Source organism: Enterobacter sp. H2G27, from assembly GCF_054403075.1.
The window spans coordinates 1697078-1718172 of sequence record NZ_JBSVSI010000001.1; the positions used below are offsets into that span (position 1 = coordinate 1697078).

The 21095-nt window shown below is 50.1% G+C and carries 22 protein-coding genes and 1 pseudogene; 12 read left to right on the forward strand and 11 right to left on the reverse strand.

What is annotated here, in order from left to right; all coding sequences use genetic code 11:
* Positions 1–25 precede the first annotated feature (25 nt).
* The gene (locus ACW9E7_RS08085; protein WP_458727533.1) at positions 26–1471 is read right to left on the reverse strand and encodes a M20 family metallopeptidase; all 1446 of its coding nucleotides are present in this window, start codon (positions 1469–1471) and stop codon (positions 26–28) included.
* The gene (locus ACW9E7_RS08090; RefSeq protein WP_458727534.1) at positions 1471–2781 is read right to left on the reverse strand and encodes a M20 family metallo-hydrolase; all 1311 of its coding nucleotides are present in this window, start codon (positions 2779–2781) and stop codon (positions 1471–1473) included. Before ACW9E7_RS08090 ends, ACW9E7_RS08085 begins: the two co-directional genes overlap by 1 nt.
* A 175-nt stretch (positions 2782–2956) precedes the next feature.
* Here ACW9E7_RS08090 and ACW9E7_RS08095 point away from each other — a divergent pair, with 175 nt between their 5' ends.
* Together ACW9E7_RS08095 and smrA are read left to right on the forward strand one after the other, a co-directional pair.
* A complete protein-coding gene (locus ACW9E7_RS08095; RefSeq protein WP_111965698.1) occupies positions 2957–3868 on the forward strand; it encodes a LysR family transcriptional regulator in 912 nt (303 codons plus the stop codon).
* 356 nt (positions 3869–4224) lie between these two features.
* Positions 4225–4788: a DNA endonuclease SmrA gene (gene smrA / locus ACW9E7_RS08100; RefSeq protein ID WP_133294270.1), complete on the forward strand. Its 564-nt coding sequence runs from the start codon at positions 4225–4227 to the stop codon at positions 4786–4788.
* Between the two features lie 27 nt (positions 4789–4815).
* Here the strand turns inward: smrA and tcp are convergent, their stop codons facing one another.
* On the reverse strand, positions 4816–6477 hold the full coding sequence (tcp, locus tag ACW9E7_RS08105) for a methyl-accepting chemotaxis citrate transducer (RefSeq protein WP_115874892.1): 1662 nt from the start codon (positions 6475–6477) through the stop codon (positions 4816–4818).
* 144 nt (positions 6478–6621) lie between these two features.
* Here tcp and ACW9E7_RS08110 point away from each other — a divergent pair, with 144 nt between their 5' ends.
* On the forward strand, positions 6622–7488 hold the full coding sequence (locus ACW9E7_RS08110; RefSeq protein WP_458727535.1) for an aldo/keto reductase family oxidoreductase: 867 nt from the start codon (positions 6622–6624) through the stop codon (positions 7486–7488).
* 45 nt (positions 7489–7533) lie between these two features.
* Here ACW9E7_RS08110 and ACW9E7_RS08115 read toward each other — a convergent pair whose 3' ends face one another.
* From ACW9E7_RS08115 to ACW9E7_RS08125, 3 genes are all read right to left on the reverse strand, one after another.
* Entirely contained in the window at positions 7534–7734 is a 201-nt protein-coding gene (locus ACW9E7_RS08115; RefSeq protein ID WP_458727536.1) for a hypothetical protein, read from the reverse strand.
* A gap of 211 nt (positions 7735–7945) precedes the next feature.
* The gene (locus ACW9E7_RS08120; RefSeq protein WP_458727537.1) at positions 7946–9211 is read right to left on the reverse strand and encodes a Y-family DNA polymerase; all 1266 of its coding nucleotides are present in this window, start codon (positions 9209–9211) and stop codon (positions 7946–7948) included.
* Between the two features lie 2 nt (positions 9212–9213).
* Entirely contained in the window at positions 9214–9633 is a 420-nt protein-coding gene (locus ACW9E7_RS08125; protein ID WP_458727538.1) for a translesion error-prone DNA polymerase V autoproteolytic subunit, read from the reverse strand.
* 158 nt (positions 9634–9791) lie between these two features.
* Between ACW9E7_RS08125 and ACW9E7_RS08130 the strand changes: the two are divergent.
* A pseudogene (locus tag ACW9E7_RS08130) lies at positions 9792–9920 on the forward strand (transcriptional regulator); the annotation flags it as partial.
* Entirely contained in the window at positions 9921–10220 is a 300-nt protein-coding gene (locus tag ACW9E7_RS08135; RefSeq protein WP_458727539.1) for a P-loop NTPase fold protein, read from the forward strand.
* Between the two features lie 277 nt (positions 10221–10497).
* Here the strand turns inward: ACW9E7_RS08135 and ACW9E7_RS08140 are convergent, their stop codons facing one another.
* From ACW9E7_RS08140 to ACW9E7_RS08160, 5 genes are all read right to left on the reverse strand, one after another.
* Positions 10498–11025, reverse strand: coding sequence for a helix-turn-helix transcriptional regulator (locus tag ACW9E7_RS08140; RefSeq protein ID WP_458727540.1), 528 nt, complete (start codon positions 11023–11025; stop codon positions 10498–10500).
* A 193-nt stretch (positions 11026–11218) separates the two neighbouring features.
* Entirely contained in the window at positions 11219–11485 is a 267-nt protein-coding gene (locus ACW9E7_RS08145) for a hypothetical protein (RefSeq protein ID WP_325813383.1), read from the reverse strand.
* Between the two features lie 107 nt (positions 11486–11592).
* Positions 11593–12201 carry a helix-turn-helix domain-containing protein gene (locus tag ACW9E7_RS08150; RefSeq protein ID WP_458727541.1) on the reverse strand — a complete coding sequence of 203 codons (609 nt, stop codon included), beginning with the start codon at positions 12199–12201 and terminating at the stop codon, positions 11593–11595.
* A 154-nt stretch (positions 12202–12355) separates the two neighbouring features.
* Positions 12356–12901: a fimbrial protein gene (locus ACW9E7_RS08155; protein WP_458727542.1), complete on the reverse strand. Its 546-nt coding sequence runs from the start codon at positions 12899–12901 to the stop codon at positions 12356–12358.
* A gap of 13 nt (positions 12902–12914) precedes the next feature.
* Entirely contained in the window at positions 12915–13592 is a 678-nt protein-coding gene (locus ACW9E7_RS08160) for a fimbrial biogenesis chaperone (RefSeq protein WP_458727543.1), read from the reverse strand.
* Between the two features lie 243 nt (positions 13593–13835).
* Here ACW9E7_RS08160 and ACW9E7_RS08165 point away from each other — a divergent pair, with 243 nt between their 5' ends.
* The 7 genes from ACW9E7_RS08165 to ACW9E7_RS08195 all read left to right on the forward strand — a co-directional run bounded on the left by ACW9E7_RS08165 (position 13836) and on the right by ACW9E7_RS08195 (position 20618).
* On the forward strand, positions 13836–14381 hold the full coding sequence (locus ACW9E7_RS08165) for a fimbrial protein (RefSeq protein ID WP_458727544.1): 546 nt from the start codon (positions 13836–13838) through the stop codon (positions 14379–14381).
* A 76-nt stretch (positions 14382–14457) separates the two neighbouring features.
* Positions 14458–14994: a fimbrial protein gene (locus tag ACW9E7_RS08170; protein ID WP_458727545.1), complete on the forward strand. Its 537-nt coding sequence runs from the start codon at positions 14458–14460 to the stop codon at positions 14992–14994.
* Positions 14995–15048: 54 nt separating this feature from the next.
* Positions 15049–15756 carry a fimbria/pilus periplasmic chaperone gene (locus ACW9E7_RS08175; RefSeq protein ID WP_458727546.1) on the forward strand — a complete coding sequence of 236 codons (708 nt, stop codon included), beginning with the start codon at positions 15049–15051 and terminating at the stop codon, positions 15754–15756.
* Between the two features lie 20 nt (positions 15757–15776).
* Positions 15777–18395, forward strand: a complete 2619-nt coding sequence (locus ACW9E7_RS08180; RefSeq protein WP_458728378.1) for a fimbrial biogenesis usher protein — start codon at positions 15777–15779, stop codon at positions 18393–18395.
* 11 nt (positions 18396–18406) lie between these two features.
* Positions 18407–18946 carry a fimbrial protein gene (locus ACW9E7_RS08185; RefSeq protein WP_458727547.1) on the forward strand — a complete coding sequence of 180 codons (540 nt, stop codon included), beginning with the start codon at positions 18407–18409 and terminating at the stop codon, positions 18944–18946.
* Between the two features lie 37 nt (positions 18947–18983).
* The gene (locus ACW9E7_RS08190) at positions 18984–19484 is read left to right on the forward strand and encodes a fimbrial protein (protein WP_458728379.1); all 501 of its coding nucleotides are present in this window, start codon (positions 18984–18986) and stop codon (positions 19482–19484) included.
* A 159-nt stretch (positions 19485–19643) separates the two neighbouring features.
* Positions 19644–20618 (forward strand): fimbrial protein, encoded by a 975-nt coding sequence (locus tag ACW9E7_RS08195; RefSeq protein ID WP_458727548.1) that lies wholly within the window; start codon positions 19644–19646, stop codon positions 20616–20618.
* The last annotated feature ends 477 nt before the right edge of the window (positions 20619–21095 follow it).

Sequence of the window (21095 nt, forward strand, 5' to 3'; positions counted from 1 at the left end):
TGTTGTGTTGTTGTGTTGTGTTTTTTTATTTTAAAGGTGACGGTGTCACGCCCTGTGGGATCGGACACGCGTACGGTTTTTCCTGTATTTGCTGTTCAAACTCTTCACGGCATTCTTTCAGCAGCGATGCGTCCTGCAGCAGGTTGAGCGCGGTTGCGCCCATCACTTTTCCGGCCAGCAGCATGCCTTTGTGGGCAATAGAGGTTCGCCCCTGAGACACCAGCTGCCAGGTGTGCAGCGGCGTGCCGACGGTAAAGCAGGGGCTGAAGCACTGGGCGACCGGCATTTTCCAGCTGACGTCGCCCACGTCGGTTGAACCCGCCAGCACGTTGTCGGTGACGGCGTAAGGCGCGACTTCATCCACCAGCAGCGTCGCCTGATGACGACGGGCAAAGGCTTTACCCGCGTCGCCACCCGTGGCGGCAATATTTTTCAGGCTGTTTTGCAGATCGTTGGGCGTCAGCGTGGCGCGGATCTCGCGGGCAAACTCTCGCTCTTCGTCGGTCCACTGCGGCGTGCCGTAGTGCTGCAGGGCGCGATACATCGCCGCCTCGAGCGTGCGGTTCGGCAGGTAGCTGGAGCAGGCTTTATCAAAGCGGCACTCGACGGTGGTTTCGGTCATCATTGCCGCGCCCTGGGCAATTTTCTCGATGCGCTCGTAGATCTGCTGCGCATCCGCCATCTCAGGGGCGCGGATCAGGTACAGTACCTCGGCCTGCGCCTGCACCACGTTGGGCGAAATCCCGCCGGTGTCGGTAATGGCGTAATGGACGCGCGCTTTCTCGATGATGTGTTCGTTAAGGAAGTTGGTGCCGGTGGTCATCAGCGTCACGGCGTCCAGCGCGCTGCGTCCCAGGTGAGGAGAGTTGGCCGCATGCGCCGCCACGCCGTGAAAGCGCCAGGCGGCCTGAATATTCGCCAGCGTGCTGACGTTAAACATCCCGGCAAAGGCTTCCGGGTGCCAGGTGACGGCGGCATCGACGTCATCAAATAGCCCTTCGCGCACCATAAAGGTTTTCCCGGAGCCGCCTTCCTCACCGGGACAGCCGTAGAAACGCACCGTTCCGCTGCCGCCGTGCTGCTCCAGCCAGCTTTTCACCGCCACCGCGCCCGCAAGCGCCGCGGTGCCTAAGAGGTTATGTCCGCAGCCGTGGCCGTTAGCCCCCGGCGTGGCGGTTTGCGCGGTCGCGCAGTGTGCCTGCTGGCTTAACCCGGCCAGCGCGTCGTACTCGCCCAGCAGGGCGATAACCGGTTTTCCGCTGCCGAAGCTGGCGATAAAGGCATTTGGAATACCGCCTGCCTCGCGGGTCAGCGTGAAGCCTTCTGCTTCCAGCTCGCTGGCCAGCCGTTCGGCGGACCAGAACTCTTCAAAGCGGGTTTCGGGACGATCCCAGATCGCGTCGGCAATATCGGTTAACGTCCGACATCGCGTGTCGATTGCATCGGCAATAAAAGCGTAGTTCTCCTGCATTACACACCTCGCGTCCACGGGAAATTAAGCGCAGTTCGCGCCAGCGTTTCGATGGCGACAGGCATCACCTGCTCATCGAAGTCGAATTTTTCGTTGTGATGCCCGGCGCTCAAATCCGTGCCAAACACCATATAGGACGCCATGCCGCCGTTCTGCTGCACGCGGGCCATCATCAGCGTGGCGTCTTCGGAGCCCGCTGGCGCCTTCACCTTATCGATGGCGTGAACAACCCCGGAAACCCGGCTCGCCTGTTCGCGCAGATAATCAACCCAGGCCGGCGTCGGCGCGCTGGAGGTGGCTGCCCCCATCAGGCGCATCTCCGCGCTCACGCCGTAGAGCGCCGCCGCGCCGGTAATCACCGCCTTCGCGCGTTCAAAGACGTACTGATTAATCGCTTCGCTTTCGCCGCGGGTTTCAACCTTAATCAGCGCATTCGCGGGGACCACGTTGCGCCCGCTGCCCGCCTGCATCACCCCGACGTTCACCCGGGATGCGCCGTCGCTGTGCGGGGCGATGCTGTGCAGGGCGAGGGCGGCCTGCGCGGCGGCGAGCAGGGCGTTACGACCGTCCTCCGGCTTACCGCCCGCGTGCGCGGCCACGCCGGTGAAGCTCACGTCGAACTTGGTGGTGGCCATAAAGTTATCGCTGCCGCAGATTACCGTCCCGGCAGGTACGCCGGTGCCAATATGGATAGCCGTGAAATAGTCCACGTCATCCAGCGCCCCGGCGGCAACCATGGCGCGCGCGCCGCGCGTTCCTTCTTCGGCAGGCTGGAAGATCAGCTTGATGGTGCCGTTGAGCCGGGCTTCATTCTGCTTAAGCACCTGTGCCAGTCCCAGACCAATCGTGGTGTGGCCGTCGTGCGCGCAGGCGTGCATCATGCCCGGATTGCAGGAGGCAAACCCGTCGCGGAACGGGCGATGGCTGTCGTCAAGCGCTTCGCTTAAATCAAGGGCGTCCATGTCGACGCGAAATGCCAGGGTTGAGCCCGGGCGGCCGGTATTCAGGGTGGCGACAATGCCGGTGAACCCGCCTTCAAACGGCGCCAGCCATTTCTCAGGCGCGCCCTGCGCCCGCGCGCGGGCAAACTCTCGCGCCAGGGTTGTGTCATCGGGTAACCCCATCCGGCTTTCGGCATCGACCACGTCGCGGCCCATCGCCAGTGCGTAACCCAGCGAGTCCAGTATTTCCGCGACTTTCGCGGCGGTACGAAACTCTACCCAGCCGGATTCCGCAAAATGGTGAAAATCGCGACGCCACGCGCTCAGCTGCGGCGTTAACGTCTGGATGTACTGCGCCAGTGTGTCCATATCTGTTCCTGTCATCATTAAAATATGTGAACTGCTTCACGCCGTGATAGTTTTTACTTATCACTAACCGATTTTTCACAGTTTTAACCATTCAGGAATTACCCTCGCACATCCCTTTCCATTAAAGTAGATGACAGTTTCTTTACTCTGATAAACAACGGTTATCGGTCGGGCTATGACATTCCAGATTAAATTTCATCAAATCCGGGCGTTTGTTGAGGTTGCGCGTCAGGGCAGCATTCGCGGTGCCAGCAGGACGCTGAATCTTTCGCAACCGGCGCTGACCAAATCCATCAAAGAGCTGGAGGAGGGCATGGCGGCGCAGCTTTTCGTGCGCAGGAGTAAGGGCGTCGCGTTGACCGAATGCGGTGAGGGCTTTTACCAGCGCGCCCGGTTGATTCTGGAAGAGCTGCGTGCCGCGCAGGATGACATCCGTCAGCGGCAGGGTGAGCTGGCCGGGCAGATCAACATCGGAATGGGGGCCAGCGTTTCGCGCACGCTTATGCCCGCCGTTATCACACGCTTCCATGCGCAGCATCCGCAGGTCAAGGTGCGGATAATGGAAGGGCAGCTGGTGTCGATGATCAATGAATTACGCCAGGGCGAGCTGGACTTCACCATCAACACCTATTATCAGGGACCTTACGACCAGGAATTTACGTTTGAAAAACTCTTCGAGAAGCCGTTTGCGGTATTTTGTCGCGAAGGGCATCCGGCAACGGGGGCAACGTCGATTAATGAACTTCTGCATTATAACTGGACAATGCCGACGCCGCGGGGAAGTTATTATAAGCAGTTAGAAGAGGTATTTAGCCATCGCTCGCAAATACCGCGAATTGGTGTGGTCTGCGAAACATTTTCATCCTGTATTAGCCTGGTCGCGCAAAGTGATTTCTTAAGCATATTGCCGCAGGAATTAGGCTGTGACCCGCTTCTGGCGCACCGCCTGGTCATGCTGCCGGTTGTCGAATCGCTTCCCAAAGCAGCATATTATTTAATTCAACGCCGCGATTCACGTCAGACGCCTCTGGCTGAATCGTTAATTACGCAATTCAGGAGGGAAGCGAGGAAAATAATCGTGGCGTGAAAGTGAGATAATAAAAAAACAGGATCTGCCCGACATCAGACAGATCCTCCAGTACACACAGCAGTGCGTCCTTTCGCCAATCCTGAGTATTATATCCATGAAGCAGGTATATTTAGGTATAACACCTTTTCCGCAAAATGAAAGGATATTGAGTGTTTGATTTTACGAAAATTTAACACAAATCACTTATTTCATCCTTGCTGAAATTTTAGTTAAGTCCGATTTAAATCCATTTTATAAATACTATATATATTCATCAGGTTAATATTTATGGCGCGCGGCGGCCTGTAACGGTGATTGAGGCCTGTCTCGGGCGCAGGTATAGTACCGTCCTCAGTTGTAGCCGGAGGATATCCATGAACCCTGACGACAAATCCTTTTTTCTTGACGCCATGGAAGATGTCCAGCCGCTGAAGCGTGGCCCGGATATTCACTGGCAGCCCAGCCGCAATACGCGGACGCGCCAGGAGGTGGATAGCGAACAGCTGGATAACTTCCTTACGCTGGATTTTCTTGACCTGCTTCCCCTGGAAGAACCGCTGGCGTTCCAGCGCGAAGGGGTACAGCAGGGCGTTATTGATAAGCTGCGCTCGGGTAAATATGCCCGCCAGGCCAGCTTAAACCTCCTGCGTCAGCCTGCCGAACGCTGCCGTCAGATGCTCTATTCTTTTATTCGCCAGGCCGGACGAGACGGGTTACGCAATCTGATTATCATTCACGGGAAAGGGCGCGAGCAAAACTCGCATCCCAATGTGGTGCGCAGCTATCTGGCGCGCTGGTTAACCGAATTTGAGGAAGTACAGGCCTTTTGCGTGGCGCTGCCGCATCACGGCGGCAGCGGGGCATGTTACGTTTCACTGCGTAAATCCGGTGAAGCAAAACAGGAGAACTGGGAGCGGCACGCCAAGCGCAGCCGCTAGCGGGCGATATTCTCGCCCGCCTGAAACTCAGAAGGTTTCCCAGTTGCTGTCGGTGGAGGCGTTTGCGGTTGCCGGGCGCAACAGCTGGGGCGTTTTCACGCTGGCCGGGCGCGGGGCTACCGCTTTTTCTTTGCCGTTCAGACGAAACGCGGCCACCGCCTGGCGCAGCTGCTCGGACTGATCTTCCAGCGCCGCCGCCGCTGTGGCGGATTCCTGCACCAGCGCGGCGTTTTGCTGCGTCACGCTGTCCATCTGCGAAACGGCCAGGCTCACCTGCTCAATGCCGCGGCTCTGCTCGTCAGAGGCAGAGGAAATCTCGCCCATAATATCGGTCACGCGGGTGACGGCGGCGACAATTTCCTTCATGGTGGAGCCCGCCTCGCTGACCTGCTCAGAACCGGTATTCACCCGGCTGACGGAGTTCTCGATAAGCCCTTTGATCTCTTTCGCCGCCTGCGCGCTGCGGCTCGCCAGGGTACGGACTTCACCTGCAACGACCGCAAAACCACGGCCCTGTTCCCCGGCGCGTGCCGCTTCCACCGCGGCGTTTAGCGCCAGAATGTTGGTCTGGAACGCGATGCTGTCGATCACGCCGGTAATATGCGCAATTTGCTGCGAACTGTCGGCGATTTCGTTCATGGTGCGAACCACGTTATCCACGACGTGACCGCCGCGCGCGGCCGTTTCAGAGGCATTTTTCGCCAGCAGCGTGGCCTGACGGGCGTTATCGGAGTTCTGCTTAACCGTCGCGGTCAGCTCTTCCATGCTGGCAGCGGTCTCTTCGAGCGAGGCGGCCTGCTGTTCGGTGCGAGCGGAAAGATCGTTGCTCCCTGCGGCAATTTCACCTGCGCCGGTGTAGATGGAATCCGTACTTCCCCGTACGGCGCTGACGGTGGTCACCAGCGACTGCTGCATCTCATGCAGGCCGGCGGCCAGCTGACCCATCTCATTGCGACCCGAGATAGCGATCTCCTGCGTCAGGTCGCCCCCTGCAATGGCGCGAATATGGTTCATAATGGAGTGGAGTGGTTTTAACAGCAGGTGCTGTAACCCCTGCCAGATGACCACCAGAACCGCGATCACGGCCAGCAGAATAGCCGCCAGCGTCCACTGCATCTGCGTGAAGCTGCTCTGGTTCTCTTCGGTTGCCGCCTTCAGCAGGGTATTGTTTTCGGCGCGCCAGCGGTTATAGACCGCTTCCATCTCGTCCTGTGCCTGCTGGGCGTCCAGATCGCCATAGGCCTGATAGTTGTCGGCGCGCAGATACTCAATTGATAAACGCATGACTTCGTGCATCTGGTTCCAGGATTTCTGCATCTCGTCGGTCAATGCCGCCTCCTGGCCCTTAACCTGCGGCAGTTTCTGCCACTCTTTGTTATAGGCTTCGGCTTTTGCCAGCGAGTCGCCTGCGGTGCCCAGCAGTTTATTGATCGCCGCAAGGGAAGCCGGGTCACGCTGGTTTTTCAGGTAGCGGATCGCCACGCGGGTGACGGTGACGCGCGTTTTCACCAGCGTGTTCACGCTGTCGCTCAGGCTTTCCTGCTGGGCGTTGAGCACGCCGGAATTCTGGAAGTTATGGCGATCGTTGCTGACGGCAGAGTAGAACAACCCTCCCGTGACAACTTGCAGCAGACAGAATATGGTGAGGGCAAAGATAATTCCGGTAATCACGTGCAGATTTTTCAGCATAGCGGTCGTCCGTTAGAAAGGATGCAGAGGTACACCAATACTATCGTCGTATAGAATTTAAACTTTAATTTAACTCGCGCTTAACTAAGGGCTCCGGTGAGGAACCTGTTGTAAATCCGGATCATTTTTATGAGGAAGGTCAACATGAGCAGCATTGATAAAAGCGGGACGTACGCGCTCGGGACGCGGACGGTTAAAAGACTGGGCTACGGTGCGATGCAGCTCGCCGGGCCGGGCGTCTTTGGCCCACCGAAGGATAAGCAGGCCGCGCTGGACGTGCTGCGCGAAGCGGTGACGGCGGGGGTGAACCATATTGATACCAGTGATTTTTATGGTCCTCATATCACCAACCAGCTGATCCGCGAGGCGCTTCATCCTTACCGGGACGATCTGACGATCGTCACCAAGATTGGCGCCCGTCGCAACGACAAAGGCGCCTGGCTGCCGGCCTTTTCCGCGCAGGAACTGACGCAGGCGGTGCATGACAACCTGCGTAATCTGCAGCTGGACGTGCTGGACGTGGTGAATCTGCGGATCATGTTTAGCGCACACGGGCCTGCGGAAGGGTCGATTGCTGAACCGCTCTCCACCCTGGCAGAATTACAGCAGCAGGGGCTGGTGCGGCATATTGGCCTGAGCAACGTCACGGCCACCCAGGTTGCAGAAGCGCAGAAGATGGTGCCGGTGGTGTGCGTGCAGAACATGTACAACATTGTGAACCGGGGTGACGACGCGCTGGTGGATCTGCTGGCGCAGCAGGGGATTGCGTATGTGCCGTTCTTCCCACTGGGAGGCTTTACGCCGCTGCAATCTTCCGGGCTGAAGGCTGTCGCGGATTCACTGGGCGTCACGGCAATGCAGGTTGCGCTGGCATGGCTGCTGCAGCGTTCTCCGAATATTCTGCTGATCCCGGGCACCTCTTCCGTGGCGCATCTGCGGCAAAACCTCGCGGCGGGGGAACTGCAGCTGCCGCCTGAAGCACTGGAAACGCTGAATTCGCTGATGGATTAAAGGTGACACGCGCAAAGCCTGAAGGATGCTTCCGGCTTTGCGCGCTTAGGCTCCTGTCTGACTTTTCTGCCTGTGCAGCGCTAATGCTTCCGCCACAATCTCCTGCTTGCTCTTACGCGTCTCAAAGGCGGTGGTTCTGATGTACTCCATCAGATCGGGATCGATGCGGGCGCTCAACATCCTGAGATCGGCCTCCTTTGCCAGACCGCGTGCAACAAGCTTGTCTGGATAGTCACGGGCTGGCATTGAAAATATTCTCCAGTAAGTCTTGTTAATTCGTTAGGTAAAATATGCTTTTATCTGACTTTAAAGTCAATGCTTAGTTATGTCGTAGTGAATTCTTTTTTATAAGTCATAAATAAGTGATTTGCTATTACTTGTATATGGCTTGTGCTGTTAAGTCCGTTAACGCATATCGGGGAGAACCGTAGGGCGGGTTAAGGGCGATTCAGTCTATTCATTTAACAGTGGGGAGATCAGCAAATCGTGTTGTGTATCGAGGTGAAAGCATTTCCCGTTTCATCTGCCATTGTTGCTGGATCCCTTGTCCAGCGAAATAGAGCGTTCCACGGCCATTTTCAGCATTCAAATGATCTAATACATCCATTAACTTTTGGCTATTTTTCCTTGGTGTATTGTCGTCAAACAGATTAAGTTGGGCGACACCTTGGCTATAAAAATCACCCAGCATGACGCCCGCTTTCTGATACCGATGCCCGTTTTTCCAGATAACATCCAGACAGCGGATGGCCGCATCGATGATATCTCTGCTGTCTCGGGTCGGTATGAGCAGTTTTACCGAAGCGCTATTACCATAATACGGTTCGTTAGGCGCGAAGGGGGAGGTTTTAACAAATGCTGAGATAAATCGGCAGTGCTGGTGTTCATTACGCAATTTCTCCGCGGCCCGGGTCGCATAACTACAGATTGCCTGACGCATCTCTTCGTATCCGGTGATGCGCCCACCGAACGAACGAGAACAGATGATCTCCTGCTTTACCGGTGTAAATTCTTCCAGCTCAAGGCACGGTTCCCCCCGCAATTCGCGGACCGTTCTCTCCAGCACAACATTAAAATGCTTTCTGATGAACCGAATATCGGTTTCCGCCAGTTGCAATACCGTTTTGATGCCCATAGCTTCAAGATTTTTGGTAATTCGTCGACCGATCCCCCAGACCTCTTCGACCGGCAGGACTGACATCAGTTTTCTCTGGCGATCCACATTCGATAGATCAACGACGCCTCCAGTCTGCCGCTGCCATCGTTTTGCCGCATGGTTTGCCAGTTTGGCCAGGGTTTTTGTCTGTGCAATACCGACTCCTATTGTCAGATGCGTACGCTGTAGTACTGTAGCTCTGATTTCACGCCCAAATTCGGAAAGATCGCGACAGTTCCTGACACCGGTTAGGTCACAAAATAATTCGTCAATTGAGTATATTTCACAGCGAGGAGACATCTCTTCCAGCGTGGTCATCACCCGGTTTGACATATCGGCGTAGAGTTCATAGTTGCTGCTGAAGCACACCACACCGTGCCGTCTGAAGATATCCTTTTGTTTAAAATAGGGCTCGCCCATTTTTACAAAAGGTTTTGCTTCGGCAGAACGAGAAATAACGCAACCGTCATTATTTGACAAAACAACCACGGGTCGGCCCTTCAGGTCCGGGCGAAAAACGGTTTCGCAGGAAGCATAAAAAGAGTTCACATCACACAGTGCAAACATGGTCAGCTCGCAGATTTCACGATATAGGTTACTACGCCGAAAACCTCTAGATTGTCTTCGCTACCGATCAGTATGGGCTTGTAAGCGGGATTTTCAGGCTTGAGCATAACAATAGGATGCAACTGCAGGCGTTTAACAGTGAACTCACCGTTGACGGTAGCAATGATAATGTTGCCGTGTTTAGCCTTGCGGGAGCTGTCTACAACCAGTAAATCGCCTTCGCCAATTCCTGCTTCAACCATTGAGTCACCGCTAGATTTGACGAAATAGGTCGCACTTGGGTGCTGGACCATAAGTTCATTCAGATCTATACGACGCTCAACATAGTCCTGCGCAGGACTGGGAAAACCGCAAGGAACAAGGTCATTGAACATGGGAAACGCCATTATCTGGCGTAGCTCGGTAGGCGCGAAGAACCGCATGATGATCACCGTTAATGATTACTGTATTTATATACAGTATTGTAGATCGATAGCAAAGATCAAGGGGGCAGATGAGTTCTGTGTAGCGAGGATAAGGGTGATAATCATGCCTAGCATTGTTGGCGATGCTAATCTGTCTGGAGGCACACAGTCACTAGGGTGAACGCGTGATGTTCTCCCCGCCGGGAAACGTCACGCCACAAGGAGGCTTTGGTATTGACGGGTTACGAATTTTTATGGTGGCGGAGGCCCTGACCGGTCTGCGCTGCCTGTACGAAGATTTGTAGATGGTGACTAAAAATGCACTGTCTCGCGCCGGCTTTGAAGGTCCGGTACTGAAGGCTGAAGATGACCGTTACGGGTATACGGCGATAGGGGAGGGGCTGGCCCACAGCATCAGCGTCTTGGATGAAAATGTCAGTACCGTTATTGGTATTGAAGGGAAGTGGGGTGCCGGCAAAACCAGCCTTCTGAATCTCCTGACAGACCACCTGAAAGTTCAGGTTCCGGCCACTACGAAGATCGTGGTTTTCTCCCCCTTGGTCAACTCACCTGATGAAAGTCCGGTAAACAGGCCGTCATCCTGAGGCCTGACAGTTATTCAGCGATGCAATTCGTATTCCTTTTCACCGTTACTGAATGATTCTATACGGATACGTGTAGAATCATTCGTGGGTTTCGGCGGTCAGATAAAATCACTTCATTTATGCTTGACGACCAGAGCCCACATTTCATCTATAACACGATACGGCAGTGATTACTCTCATTGAGGGAAACGGCATACCTTATTCCTCAGCAACTCTTACTAACATCGCGTCGTACTAACCAACGGGGGAAGATTATCATGTCTGAAGAAAAATATTGTTATTTAATTTTATTTATTTCCTTGGAAAGGAAGAGATTAAAGTGCATCTGGTTATTAATATGTAGTTTTTTTGCTAGTTTGTATTTCATGCCGTAAATGGTTTTGATAGATAAGCATTCAAGTTTTGCTACTTCTTTAATATCAATTTGAGCTAACAATCTGCATAATTTTTTTTCATTTAAAGTAAGCAGATCAAGAGCCTTGAGAGAAGAAATATATTCTTTAGCATAATCAACAGTGACTCCCTTGTTTTCAGTAAAAAAATGCATAATCTTATATCGACTATCATTCATTCTAACAGGATGTAATGGTGTTAATAATTCGTTGTAAATACTGTTGTTACCAATGAAAAAAACTCTGTATCTGGAGTTTATAACCTCTGTTGTTAGCAGTGAGTATATTTCTGTTAGGCTGCTGCAATAATTCAGATCTATGCAGCACCAGAAATGTTCTGTATTTAATGATTTTAAACACTCATTTAACCCTTCTCGTAAAAAACTGTTATTGCTGATGATAAAGTGATTCATATATTATAAACCATCCATAAAAATCATCTAGTGATGTTTTATTAGTGCTGAAGTAATTTCAAGCGTTAAACGTGTGCTTTGTTATAAATTTCGCATCCGTCCAATCTAAATTCTTACCATTATTGATTTTTAATTAAGTTATTTATTTGAAACGCATAAGATTGAAAAGCAACAAACTGTAATATTTTTTAGTTTATCTCTTTTTATCAAATATTACTCCTACACAATGTAGTATAAAATCGTTACTTAAATATAGCAATGCAATATCCTCCTTAATAATCAATGGGATGCACGGGTATTTTTCCGGCCTGTCATCCTGAATGGCTAGCTTTATTTCTTCTTCAGAAAACATACTGAAATCATATTGTTCTCGATACCAGTTTTCGAATTCATTTTCGGAGGATAATACGCGCATTTTTTTGTTGGTATTATCTGTAATGGAAATGATTTTTTTTGGCATATATAAAAAACCCATTAATAGTGACAATTGGTTTACCTCCCCCCCCAGAAAGAGTTTATTTCAGAGGGCTGATGTCTATCAAAGAAGGGGATGCTTCAAATCGCAATTTAAAACTTCGAAGGAAGTTTGTTGAGCCTGTTTAAGATACCTTTTGTAAGTTCTATGTACCCCCCAATTTTTAATTCGCGAAGAATGGCCATAATTCTGCTTCTTGATAGGTTTGTTTTTTCCTGGATGTAATCACAAGCATTTATATTTAAACGCACATATTCTTCTTCATCCATAAGATTTTGAAGGTTTATTTTTATCAATTCGTAAGTACTTAAACCTACGCTTGTTTCATATGATTCTACTAGCCGTTTAGCGCTAAACATTAGGATATATGATACATCCTTCCAGAGATTATCACGTTCAACAATAGCGAATAGTTCTCTGGTCGGTATGATTTCGTAGCAGACGTTTTCACCAGCCTTCAAATAGATTCCGTCATTTATATCCATTAGATCATTCAACCCGAAAATCATAACCCCTCTAATATAACGCATTAATAAATTATCATTGTTGCGATATATGGCCATGGTACCTTTATGTAAAATCATGGTCATCGGTTCAGGAGAATGACTAAGCGATATAATTTGGCGAGGCTGAGCACTACGAATATTTGATGGAACGGATGCTGCCATAATGACGTTTTCAATATGCCTCAGAGGTTTCATAGCTGTCTAACTCCACTTGAATTATTTACTAAGTATAACAAAAAAATAAAAAAACAATAAATTAAAAATTCGATGAATAGTTAAACAACCTAATTATAATGTTTTTTCGTTAAACAGCCAGTCACTAGGCTGTTTAACGAATTTTTAAAATGTTTTAATTGTAGGCGAAGGACATCGTAATCACTGAACTGATGGTTCCCGGGGTCACGCCACCTGATTTGCTGAATGCACGTGTCTGTAGATCCCAGGTTGGTTTACCGTCAGTGGCATCAGCAATAGTTATTGTGGATGTCTTACCGTTACCGTATGCCTCTCCGGACTTGCCTTCCAGTTGTACGGCCACGTTGGTTGCTGTACCGGTGTTGCTGTAGAGGGTGTCCGCATCACTTGCATCTGCGGTGCCGTGGAAGGTTGCCGTTACGCTGGATGTACCTGCAGGGCAATTTTCCAGGGAAACCTTAACAGGTATCCATGCAGAACTACTGCCTGCGGCATTCAGATCCGTGGTCTGCAGATCTTTACCGCCGCCCAAGTCAATAGTCATATTTTCGCTGGCGGCGCTGACTTCGCACGGAGATGCAACCACGTTGCCTGTTATGTTCAGCGTCACTGGGTCGGTGGCGAGGGCATAATGAGACAGACCCGATGCGATATAAAGCACTGTCAGTGTTGAAAGAAAATATTTATTAATGTGAATCATAGTCATAACTCGGTTATACAGATGTAGAATGCAGTGAGCCCACTGCGCCAAAGTCGCTAATAACACTAAATTCTAGATTTCCGCTCCTTACTCCTGAGGGGAGAGTAAAAGTCGTGGTTGTGCCTGGCGCAGCATAAGACACGTTCTGAAGTTTCTTTCCGGCAACGATAATTTCGTTGAAGTTGATAAAGCTCGGTGTCGGATTAGTGACTTCCAGTTTATCGCCGGAGACTCGCCAGCTGAGTTTTTCGCTCTCTTTTTCAACATTGATATCTTTTAGTCCCGCCGGGCGATAAATCAGCTTGATGCTGGTCGCGACGGCAATCTGCAAGGTATTTTTTTCACGAGGTGCAGAAGGAATAGCCTTAACGCGCAGCCAGTACATTGACTCTTTATCCTGCGGCAGGCTGCCGGACATGATGATTCGCATCAAGTTCTCTTTTCCACCATCCAACCGATACAACGGAGGGGTAATGATAAAAGGTGGTTTTTGCGAATCGTTAGTCAGGTTATCAACAACGGTTTGAATCAGATAAGGTGTACTATCCGGATTGCGTACACTTAATGACACCTCTTTTTTATCACCATTATAAAGCAGACGCGTGCCGCCAATATTGACGGTAGCGTTAGCGTTAAAACAGCTTGCCGAAATTATACAGCTAATTAGTGCAGATAATATTATTTTCAACATTAATCTCCCGGGTAGGTGAATCACTCCATAATAAAGTGGTAAGCAAAATCCGTGCTGATAAGGAAACTATATTCCTTGAGTTAGAAGATGTCTCAGGATTTTCTGTCCTGTTTGAAATCCTAAATAGGATTTATTTTTTGTGTGATTGAGAAGAGTAATCCTGGATAATTTTCCTGTCAGATGAACGCTTAACGCGAAATCTGTGACAAGGGAAAGTTAAATTTAGTTTCGGGAGTTTGAAAAATGAAAAAACGCGTTTTAGCCATTATTGCCACGTCCTTTATCGCTGGCACAACGTTCACTACTCAGGCAGCAAGCACGACGACGGTAAGCGGCGGCACAATTCAATTTGTGGGTTCCGTTGCTGATGCGCCCTGCTCTGTGAGTGCTGATTCTGAACATGGTATCGTGACTCTGGATCAGGTCACCCTTGATAGTTTGGGGACAAAAGGCACTGCATCTGGCCAGGCTAAGCCATTTAGCATCAATCTGGAGAATTGTGATGTGACGACCTATACAAATGCGACCGTGACTTTCCACGGTCAGTCCAGCCCAGACCAGGCGGGCGTACTGGCTAACACCGCAGGTTCCGGGGCGGCAACGGGCGTGGCGCTGCAGCTGTATGGTCCTGATGGTAACAAACTGGACGTAGAGAAAGAATCTTCCAGCCAGTCCTTATCTACCGGCACCAATAAGATCCCAATGAGTGTGGACTACGTGACGACTGCCGATACGCCAACCGCTGGTGCGGTTGAATCTATCGCGACATTCCAGATCACTTACTCCTGATCTGACAATGCTCTCCCGATACAAAGGGAGAGCGTTAGTTTCACACCGAATAATTATTTTTAAAGAGCAAGAGAAAATGTTTCGTCTTTTTTTAATGATAATTATCATCCCTTTATTCAGTTTTTTTGCCAATGCTAACAGTCCAGTAAATTTCAGCGGTGGCGACATGCATTTTTATGGTTCTGTGGTAAATGCACCTTGCTCCATAGAAGCACAAAGTCTTCACCAAAGCGTGATGATGGATCAGGTTAAGGCTGCAGATTTCCCGTCTCGTGGCAGCTGGTCTGCACCAAAAACCTTCTGGATTAAGCTGGATAACTGCGATAACGGACTTTTTCAGTTTGCCTCGGTCGCCTTTACGGGTTCAGTTGATGAGAATGACCCCCAGGTATTTAAAGCCGGTTTTGGGGCTGATTCAGCCAAAGGTATGGGGATCGGTATTTTCGACAGTAAAGGGGAGTTAATTATTCCTAACTCATCACCGATTTCACACTATCCGGTTCTTGATGGTAAGTCCGTCTTGTATTTTACCGCCAAATACCGATCGGTCTCTGAAAAAGTCGTTGCGGGCGACGCTAGCGCGGCAGTGAACTTTTCAGTGATTTATCAGTAAGCAGTACAGGAATGAAACAAGGATTAATTAATAATTTAATTTTCGGAATATCCAATGAAATCCACTTTTACATCATCACATCTTATACGACTTTCGTTAGCTGTTGCATGTATATCGGCTTCAGTTATTTCTCTCGCGCTGTCAAACAGTGCAGCTGCGGCGGGCGTTGCGCTGGGCGCTACCCGTGTGATTTATCCTCAGGACGCAAAACAGGCCAGTATCAATGTGACCAACAGCGATCCGCATGATGCTTTTCTGGTCCAGTCCTGGGTATCTGACGACAAGGGCAATAAAGTCTCCACGTTTGTTGTCACGCCACCGCTGTTTGTGTTGAAACCGGGCAAAGTCAATATCCTGCGTATGATCTATAGTGGCCCGGCGCTGCCCAACGATAGAGAGTCCGTTTTCTATCTCAATAATAAAGCCATTCCTTCGCTGGACAAATCGACTCCGGCGGGAAATTCCCTGCAAATTGCCACCCAGTCTGTGATCAAAATTTTTGTTCGCCCGACGCATCTGACCGTTAAGCCCGCTGATGCCGCCGCCATGCTGCGTTGCCGGGGCGAAGGTCCAAACCTAACTGTTTCTAACCCATCTCCCTATTTTGTCACCCTGGTCAACATTACCGTAGCAGGTAAAAAACAGCCGAACATGATGGTTCCGCCAAAAGGCAGTCAGACCATCAAGGCTGCTGGCGCTGTCGCTTACCAGACGCTGAATGACTTCGGCGCAGTGACTCCCGTGCTGACCTGTAAAGCTTAACAGTGGTAAGCGTGATGGCTATCCGAAAAGAAATACACATGATATCAGTGGTGCAATGGCGCATTTCGCCGTTGGCGCTGATGATTGGTGCCAGCCTGTTTTCAGGTTCTGTGCTAGCGGACGAATATTTTAATCCGGCTTTTCTGACCGACGGCAAAGGGCAGATAGCCGATCTGTCGAGCTTTGAGCGGGGCGGCGGACAGGCACCAGGCGTCTATCGCGTTGATGTTTACCTGAATAATGATTTCGTGGTCAGCCGCGACATCGAGTTTAAGGCGCAGGAAGCCGCGAACCCTGCCGTTGATGATACGGGGCTGTTGGCCTGTCTGTCGGCAAAAACTCTGTCAGATATGGGCATCGATCTCAATATTCCTGAAGACAAAGCGCAGGCTGTTGGCGGTCAGTGTGTCAACATCGCTTCCTTGATTGATGGCGCAACGGCTAGCTTCGACTTTGGTCATCAGCGTCTGGATCTCAGCGTGCCGCAGGCGGCGCTGAAGAACACCGCACGCGGCTACATTGCGCCCGAAAAATGGGATCAGGGCATTAATGCCCTGCTGATGAACTACAGCTTCAGCGGATCGAACAGCAAAGATCAGAGTGGTAAAAGCAGCAGTAACTTTCTCGGCCTGAACGGCGGGATTAACGTTGGCCCGTGGCGCTATCGCGACTATTCCACCTTTAACCGCAACACCAGCAGTAACGGACAAACCTCTACCGAGTGGGAGCATGTCAGTGGGTTTATTGAGCGCACGATTATCGCAATGAAAAGCGAGTTCACGGCGGGCGATAACTACACGTCGGGCGACGTGTTCGATAGCATTAGCTTTCGCGGCGTACAGTTGGCCTCAGATGACAACATGCTGCCGGACAGCCTGAAAGGCTTTGCGCCCACGGTGCGCGGAATTGCCAAAAGTAACGCGCAGGTTACCATCAAGCAGAACGGCTATATCGTTTACCAGACGTATGTTGCGCCGGGTGCCTTTGCCATAAACGATCTGTTCCCGACCTCTTCGAGCGGCGATCTAATGGTGGAAGTGAAAGAGCATGACGGAACAATTCGCACCTACAGCATCCCGTACTCGGCGGTACCGTTGCTGCAGCGTGAAGGTCGCATTAAATACTCTCTAACCGCTGCGAAGTATCGCACCAGCAATGCTCAGCAGGAGCAGACGCCGTTTGGCCAGGGTACCCTGATCTGGGGGTTGGCGCACGGTATTACCCTTTATGGCGGCACGCAACTCTCCAGCAACTACAAAGCCGTTGCGTTCGGGGCGGGAGTCAATATGGGGAACTGGGGGGCACTATCAGCGGATATCACCGGCGCGAAAAGCACGTTGAATGATGACTCTCAGCATAGTGGGCAGTCGCTGCGCCTGCTCTATGCCAAATCCCTCAACGAGTTTGGCACAAATTTCCAGTTGCTGGGGTACCGCTACTCGACATCCGGGTATTACACCTTCGCTGATACCACTTACAAACATATGGATGGTTATAACAGCGATCCGGAAAACGAAGACGCCGATCCCAATAATGACCATCCCCACTGGTATGACTATTACAACCTCTACTACACCAAACGTGGCAAGGTGCAGGTTGATATTTCCCAGCAGCTGGGCGGACTGGGTTCATTGTACGTGAGCGGCAGTCAGCAGACCTACTGGCATACCGAGGACAAAGATACCCTGGTGCAGGTGGGGTACAACACGACATGGCACGATATCAACATGGGGCTGAGCTACAACTACAGCAAATCCTCAGGCCAGCCGAAGGCGGATAAAATGATCGCCCTCAACGTCTCTTTGCCCATCGGCAAATGGCTGTCACCTAAAGACACCACTACGCCGAACAATGCTTTTGCGACCTATAGCGTTAACCATGACAACCACGGTAGCGCCACACGTAACGCCGGGATCAGCGGGACCCTGCTGGAAGGGAACAACCTGAGCTACACCGTGCAGGAAGGTTTTTCTAATAACGGTGCAGGCAACAGCGGCAATGCTAGCCTGGCGTATCAGGGCAGTTACGGCAGCTCGAACATCAGCTACAACTACAGCGATAACGGTGATTCCCAACAGGTTAACTACGGTATCTCTGGCGGCGTAGTCGCCCATCGTCATGGCGTGACCTTCAGCCAGCCGTTGGGGGAAACCAACGTGCTGATTGAAGCGCCGGGTGCGGACCGGGTACGTGTTGAAAATACCACCGGCGTAAGGACCGACTGGCGCGGCTATGCCGTGCTCCCTTACGCCAATACCTATCGCAAAAACCGCATTGCCCTGGACACCACCACGCTGGGAGACAAAGTGGACATTGACGATGCCGTAGTTGATGTGGTGCCGACCAAAGGGGCGCTGGTACGTGCTTCTTTTAAAGCCCATGTAGGTATCCGTGCGCTGCTGACGATGCTGCACAACAACGAGCCGATTCCTTTTGGTGCCACTGTCACCCGTGACGATGAGGGGGCTGGCAGCATAGTTGGGGAAGAGGGGCAGGTCTATCTCTCTGGACTTGCGCCGAAGGGCAAGCTGAAGGTGCAGTGGGGGGAGGGAACCGATCAGACATGCAGCGCAGCCTATCAGCTGCCAGCGGATAGAGAAAATGTTGCTATTACCCGGATGAACGTTATTTGCCTCTAATAAGGATTAACATGAAGAAGCCAATAATATTAACGCCAGGCGCAGCCCTCATAATATGTCTATTACTAACATCCGCTGTGTCGGCTTCGGACTCCACTCTGGCGGTCATCGGCAACGTGAAAGCCAGTAGCTGTGACGTGGACACCGGTAGTGCAGATCAAAAGGTGAAGATCGGTACTTTTTCTGGTCAGGATTTCCCGTCGGTGGGGAGCACCTCGGCATTTAAAGCGATGAACATCAACCTGTCGAATTGCTATGAGAAACTGAAGACGATTCAGGTGACATTTTCCGGTACTGCCGATGCTGATAACCCCACGCTCCTGGCAATAACTGATACCGGAAGTGGTAGCACACTGGCAACTGGCGTTGGAGTCGAGTTGCTGGACAATAGCGGTAAAACCATTCCTTTTAATAAGGCGTCCCCACGGACATTTGACCTGGATGCAGGGAATAACACGCTATCGTTTCTACTGCGCTACAAGTCCACCCGTTACCCGGTAACCCCTGGCGAGGCCTCGGCGGTGATGTATTTCGATTTAATCTATCAGTGAGTATCCGCGAATGACTTTAGGACAAGAGAAAGGTGTGATGATTCTGCTGATGGTTTTATGTATTTCAGCGGCTAACGCTCATGATGGTACGGTTAATATTTCTGGAACGATTCAGGATAATACCTGCGAGCTGGCACCGGATTCACGAAATAAAAGCGTTGATATGGGGACCGTAGCAGGTTCGCAATTCAAACGAGCAGGAGATATTTCCCCTGCTAAACACTTTACGCTTAACCTGCAAAACTGTGGCCCAGCAGCCAGCGAAGCGACGGTGACGTTTTCAGGCACAGCGGATATGCAAAACCCGAATCTGTTTGCTATTGAAGCAGGAGAGGATTCTGCAAGTGGCCTGGCGCTGGGCATCTATGACAGTAATGGTCAGCTTATTGCACCAGGAGAAACAAGCTCGAACATTGCACTTAAGCCGGGGCAAGTTTCGGTGGCGATAGATTTTTCTGCGCGATATATGGCTGTGATGGATAACGTTTCGGCGGGGGTGGCGAATGTGACAGCGACGTTTGTTATAAACTATGGATAAAGTAAAGTTATATTTTTATTGCCAAATAAAAATAAGTAATAGTATTTATAAGAGGCTCCTTATATAAGGTAAATTCGTTATCCATTAAAAAGATGATTGCTTTTTGATGTGTGTTAATTGCGTTATTTAAGTTCCCTGTGTTATCTTGAGGTAATGAATGTGATAAATTATAAACAGCTAAAGAAACTTGCTGCAGTTTTTGTTCTCTTTATATCTGGGTTGAATGTTGCGTATGCTAAATGCACAAATACAGGTGCGGTCACTTCTGCGACTATAGTAATTCCTCCAGTTTATGATGATGTGCAAACGCCTGTTGGCGCAACTCTCGGATATTTTGCAATAGGAGCATCATCTAGTGCTGATAATGTAATGTGTACAGGTGATAATACGATTTCAATAACTCCTATGTATACAGACCATTCGATGTATGATGAGCAAAATCATATTGTAACTACATCAGTGCGTGGTATTGGTCTTCAAGCGGTAATTGAGGGTGGTGCATATTTCACAGATAATGGTTCAAGTAAAGTCATCAAAACGGTTGATCCTCTGGAAAAAACGAACTTACATGATGTTAAAAAGATTTTCAGAGTGATTAAAACAGGGTCTATCCAACATATGCCATATGAATCAAGTCTTGCTACAATCAAAATTTATGCTGGAACAGACGCGAGTACTTCCCAGGCTACAATTTTCGCAGGTCAAGTACATATATTAGCCACTTATGAATCACCTTGCTATGTAGACACCAGTAATATTAGTATTCCTATGGGTACAGTTTTTGCTAAAACTGATTTTAATGGTGTGAACTCTACTTCAAAAACTGTGGATTTTACAATAAAAATGCAATGTAGTGGCAGATTAGCAATACGTGGTGAAATTGCTGCCACACCAGAGTCGGGTTATGATAATGCCATCAAGATAACTGATACAGTAAATCGAGCTTCAGGAATAGCTGTTCAGATCGTTCGTGATGGAACACCTATTACTCTTAATACACCTTTTACTGTTGTTGATCAAATACAGCAAAGTGTAATATCACTTACTTTAGGGGCGAGATATGTACAAACTCAACAGGAAATTACTGCGGGACAAGCAAACGCAGTTGCTGTAATTAATTTCTATTATAATTGAAAATATATTTAATTCCTGTGAGTAAATTTAAAAAAGTAATCGTAAGTCCTGGCCAAATACTAATTTCCAGAGATTAACCGGGCAGGATGCCCGGGCGCGAATTGATTACCCATGCTTCTTCTCAATCCGATCTATAAACTTCTTCAATTCTCGCGTTTTAAGTATAACCAGCGCAGACACAATCTCTTTCACCACCGATTTCTCGGGTTTAGCTATTACCTTCAGCTCCATTCACTCGTTTTCGACCACAATATCAGCCGATGTGGTCGTGATAAAACTCGCGGCTTCCAGCCATTTACCCTTCACGAGCCTCGAAGTAAAGAGCGTATATCCTGGCGAATTCACTGCATAACTGATCGCAAAACGGCGGATTTTATGTTTAACGCTTTCTTTGGCTGTGCGTTCTGAACTATCTTGCGTACTGCCATAATGACGACCTTTGCTAGTTATTGTGATAAGCGGTCCGGAGGTGTTTCG

What these genes read in the sequence shown, in the direction of transcription:
- ACW9E7_RS08085 (WP_458727533.1), bottom strand. Translation starts at nt 1,471, where the DNA reads ATGCAGGAGAACTACGCTTTTATTGCCGATGCAATCGACACGCGATGT.
- ACW9E7_RS08090 (WP_458727534.1), bottom strand. Translation starts at nt 2,781, where the DNA reads ATGGACACACTGGCGCAGTACATCCAGACGTTAACGCCGCAGCTGAGC.
- ACW9E7_RS08095 (WP_111965698.1), top strand. Translation starts at nt 2,957, where the DNA reads ATGACATTCCAGATTAAATTTCATCAAATCCGGGCGTTTGTTGAGGTT.
- smrA (WP_133294270.1), top strand. Translation starts at nt 4,225, where the DNA reads ATGAACCCTGACGACAAATCCTTTTTTCTTGACGCCATGGAAGATGTC.
- tcp (WP_115874892.1), bottom strand. Translation starts at nt 6,477, where the DNA reads ATGCTGAAAAATCTGCACGTGATTACCGGAATTATCTTTGCCCTCACC.
- ACW9E7_RS08110 (WP_458727535.1), top strand. Translation starts at nt 6,622, where the DNA reads ATGAGCAGCATTGATAAAAGCGGGACGTACGCGCTCGGGACGCGGACG.
- ACW9E7_RS08115 (WP_458727536.1), bottom strand. Translation starts at nt 7,734, where the DNA reads ATGCCAGCCCGTGACTATCCAGACAAGCTTGTTGCACGCGGTCTGGCA.
- ACW9E7_RS08120 (WP_458727537.1), bottom strand. Translation starts at nt 9,211, where the DNA reads ATGTTTGCACTGTGTGATGTGAACTCTTTTTATGCTTCCTGCGAAACC.
- ACW9E7_RS08125 (WP_458727538.1), bottom strand. Translation starts at nt 9,633, where the DNA reads ATGCGGTTCTTCGCGCCTACCGAGCTACGCCAGATAATGGCGTTTCCC.
- ACW9E7_RS08135 (WP_458727539.1), top strand. Translation starts at nt 9,921, where the DNA reads ATGGTGACTAAAAATGCACTGTCTCGCGCCGGCTTTGAAGGTCCGGTA.
- ACW9E7_RS08140 (WP_458727540.1), bottom strand. Translation starts at nt 11,025, where the DNA reads ATGAATCACTTTATCATCAGCAATAACAGTTTTTTACGAGAAGGGTTA.
- ACW9E7_RS08145 (WP_325813383.1), bottom strand. Translation starts at nt 11,485, where the DNA reads ATGCCAAAAAAAATCATTTCCATTACAGATAATACCAACAAAAAAATG.
- ACW9E7_RS08150 (WP_458727541.1), bottom strand. Translation starts at nt 12,201, where the DNA reads ATGAAACCTCTGAGGCATATTGAAAACGTCATTATGGCAGCATCCGTT.
- ACW9E7_RS08155 (WP_458727542.1), bottom strand. Translation starts at nt 12,901, where the DNA reads ATGATTCACATTAATAAATATTTTCTTTCAACACTGACAGTGCTTTAT.
- ACW9E7_RS08160 (WP_458727543.1), bottom strand. Translation starts at nt 13,592, where the DNA reads ATGTTGAAAATAATATTATCTGCACTAATTAGCTGTATAATTTCGGCA.
- ACW9E7_RS08165 (WP_458727544.1), top strand. Translation starts at nt 13,836, where the DNA reads ATGAAAAAACGCGTTTTAGCCATTATTGCCACGTCCTTTATCGCTGGC.
- ACW9E7_RS08170 (WP_458727545.1), top strand. Translation starts at nt 14,458, where the DNA reads ATGTTTCGTCTTTTTTTAATGATAATTATCATCCCTTTATTCAGTTTT.
- ACW9E7_RS08175 (WP_458727546.1), top strand. Translation starts at nt 15,049, where the DNA reads ATGAAATCCACTTTTACATCATCACATCTTATACGACTTTCGTTAGCT.
- ACW9E7_RS08185 (WP_458727547.1), top strand. Translation starts at nt 18,407, where the DNA reads ATGAAGAAGCCAATAATATTAACGCCAGGCGCAGCCCTCATAATATGT.
- ACW9E7_RS08190 (WP_458728379.1), top strand. Translation starts at nt 18,984, where the DNA reads ATGATTCTGCTGATGGTTTTATGTATTTCAGCGGCTAACGCTCATGAT.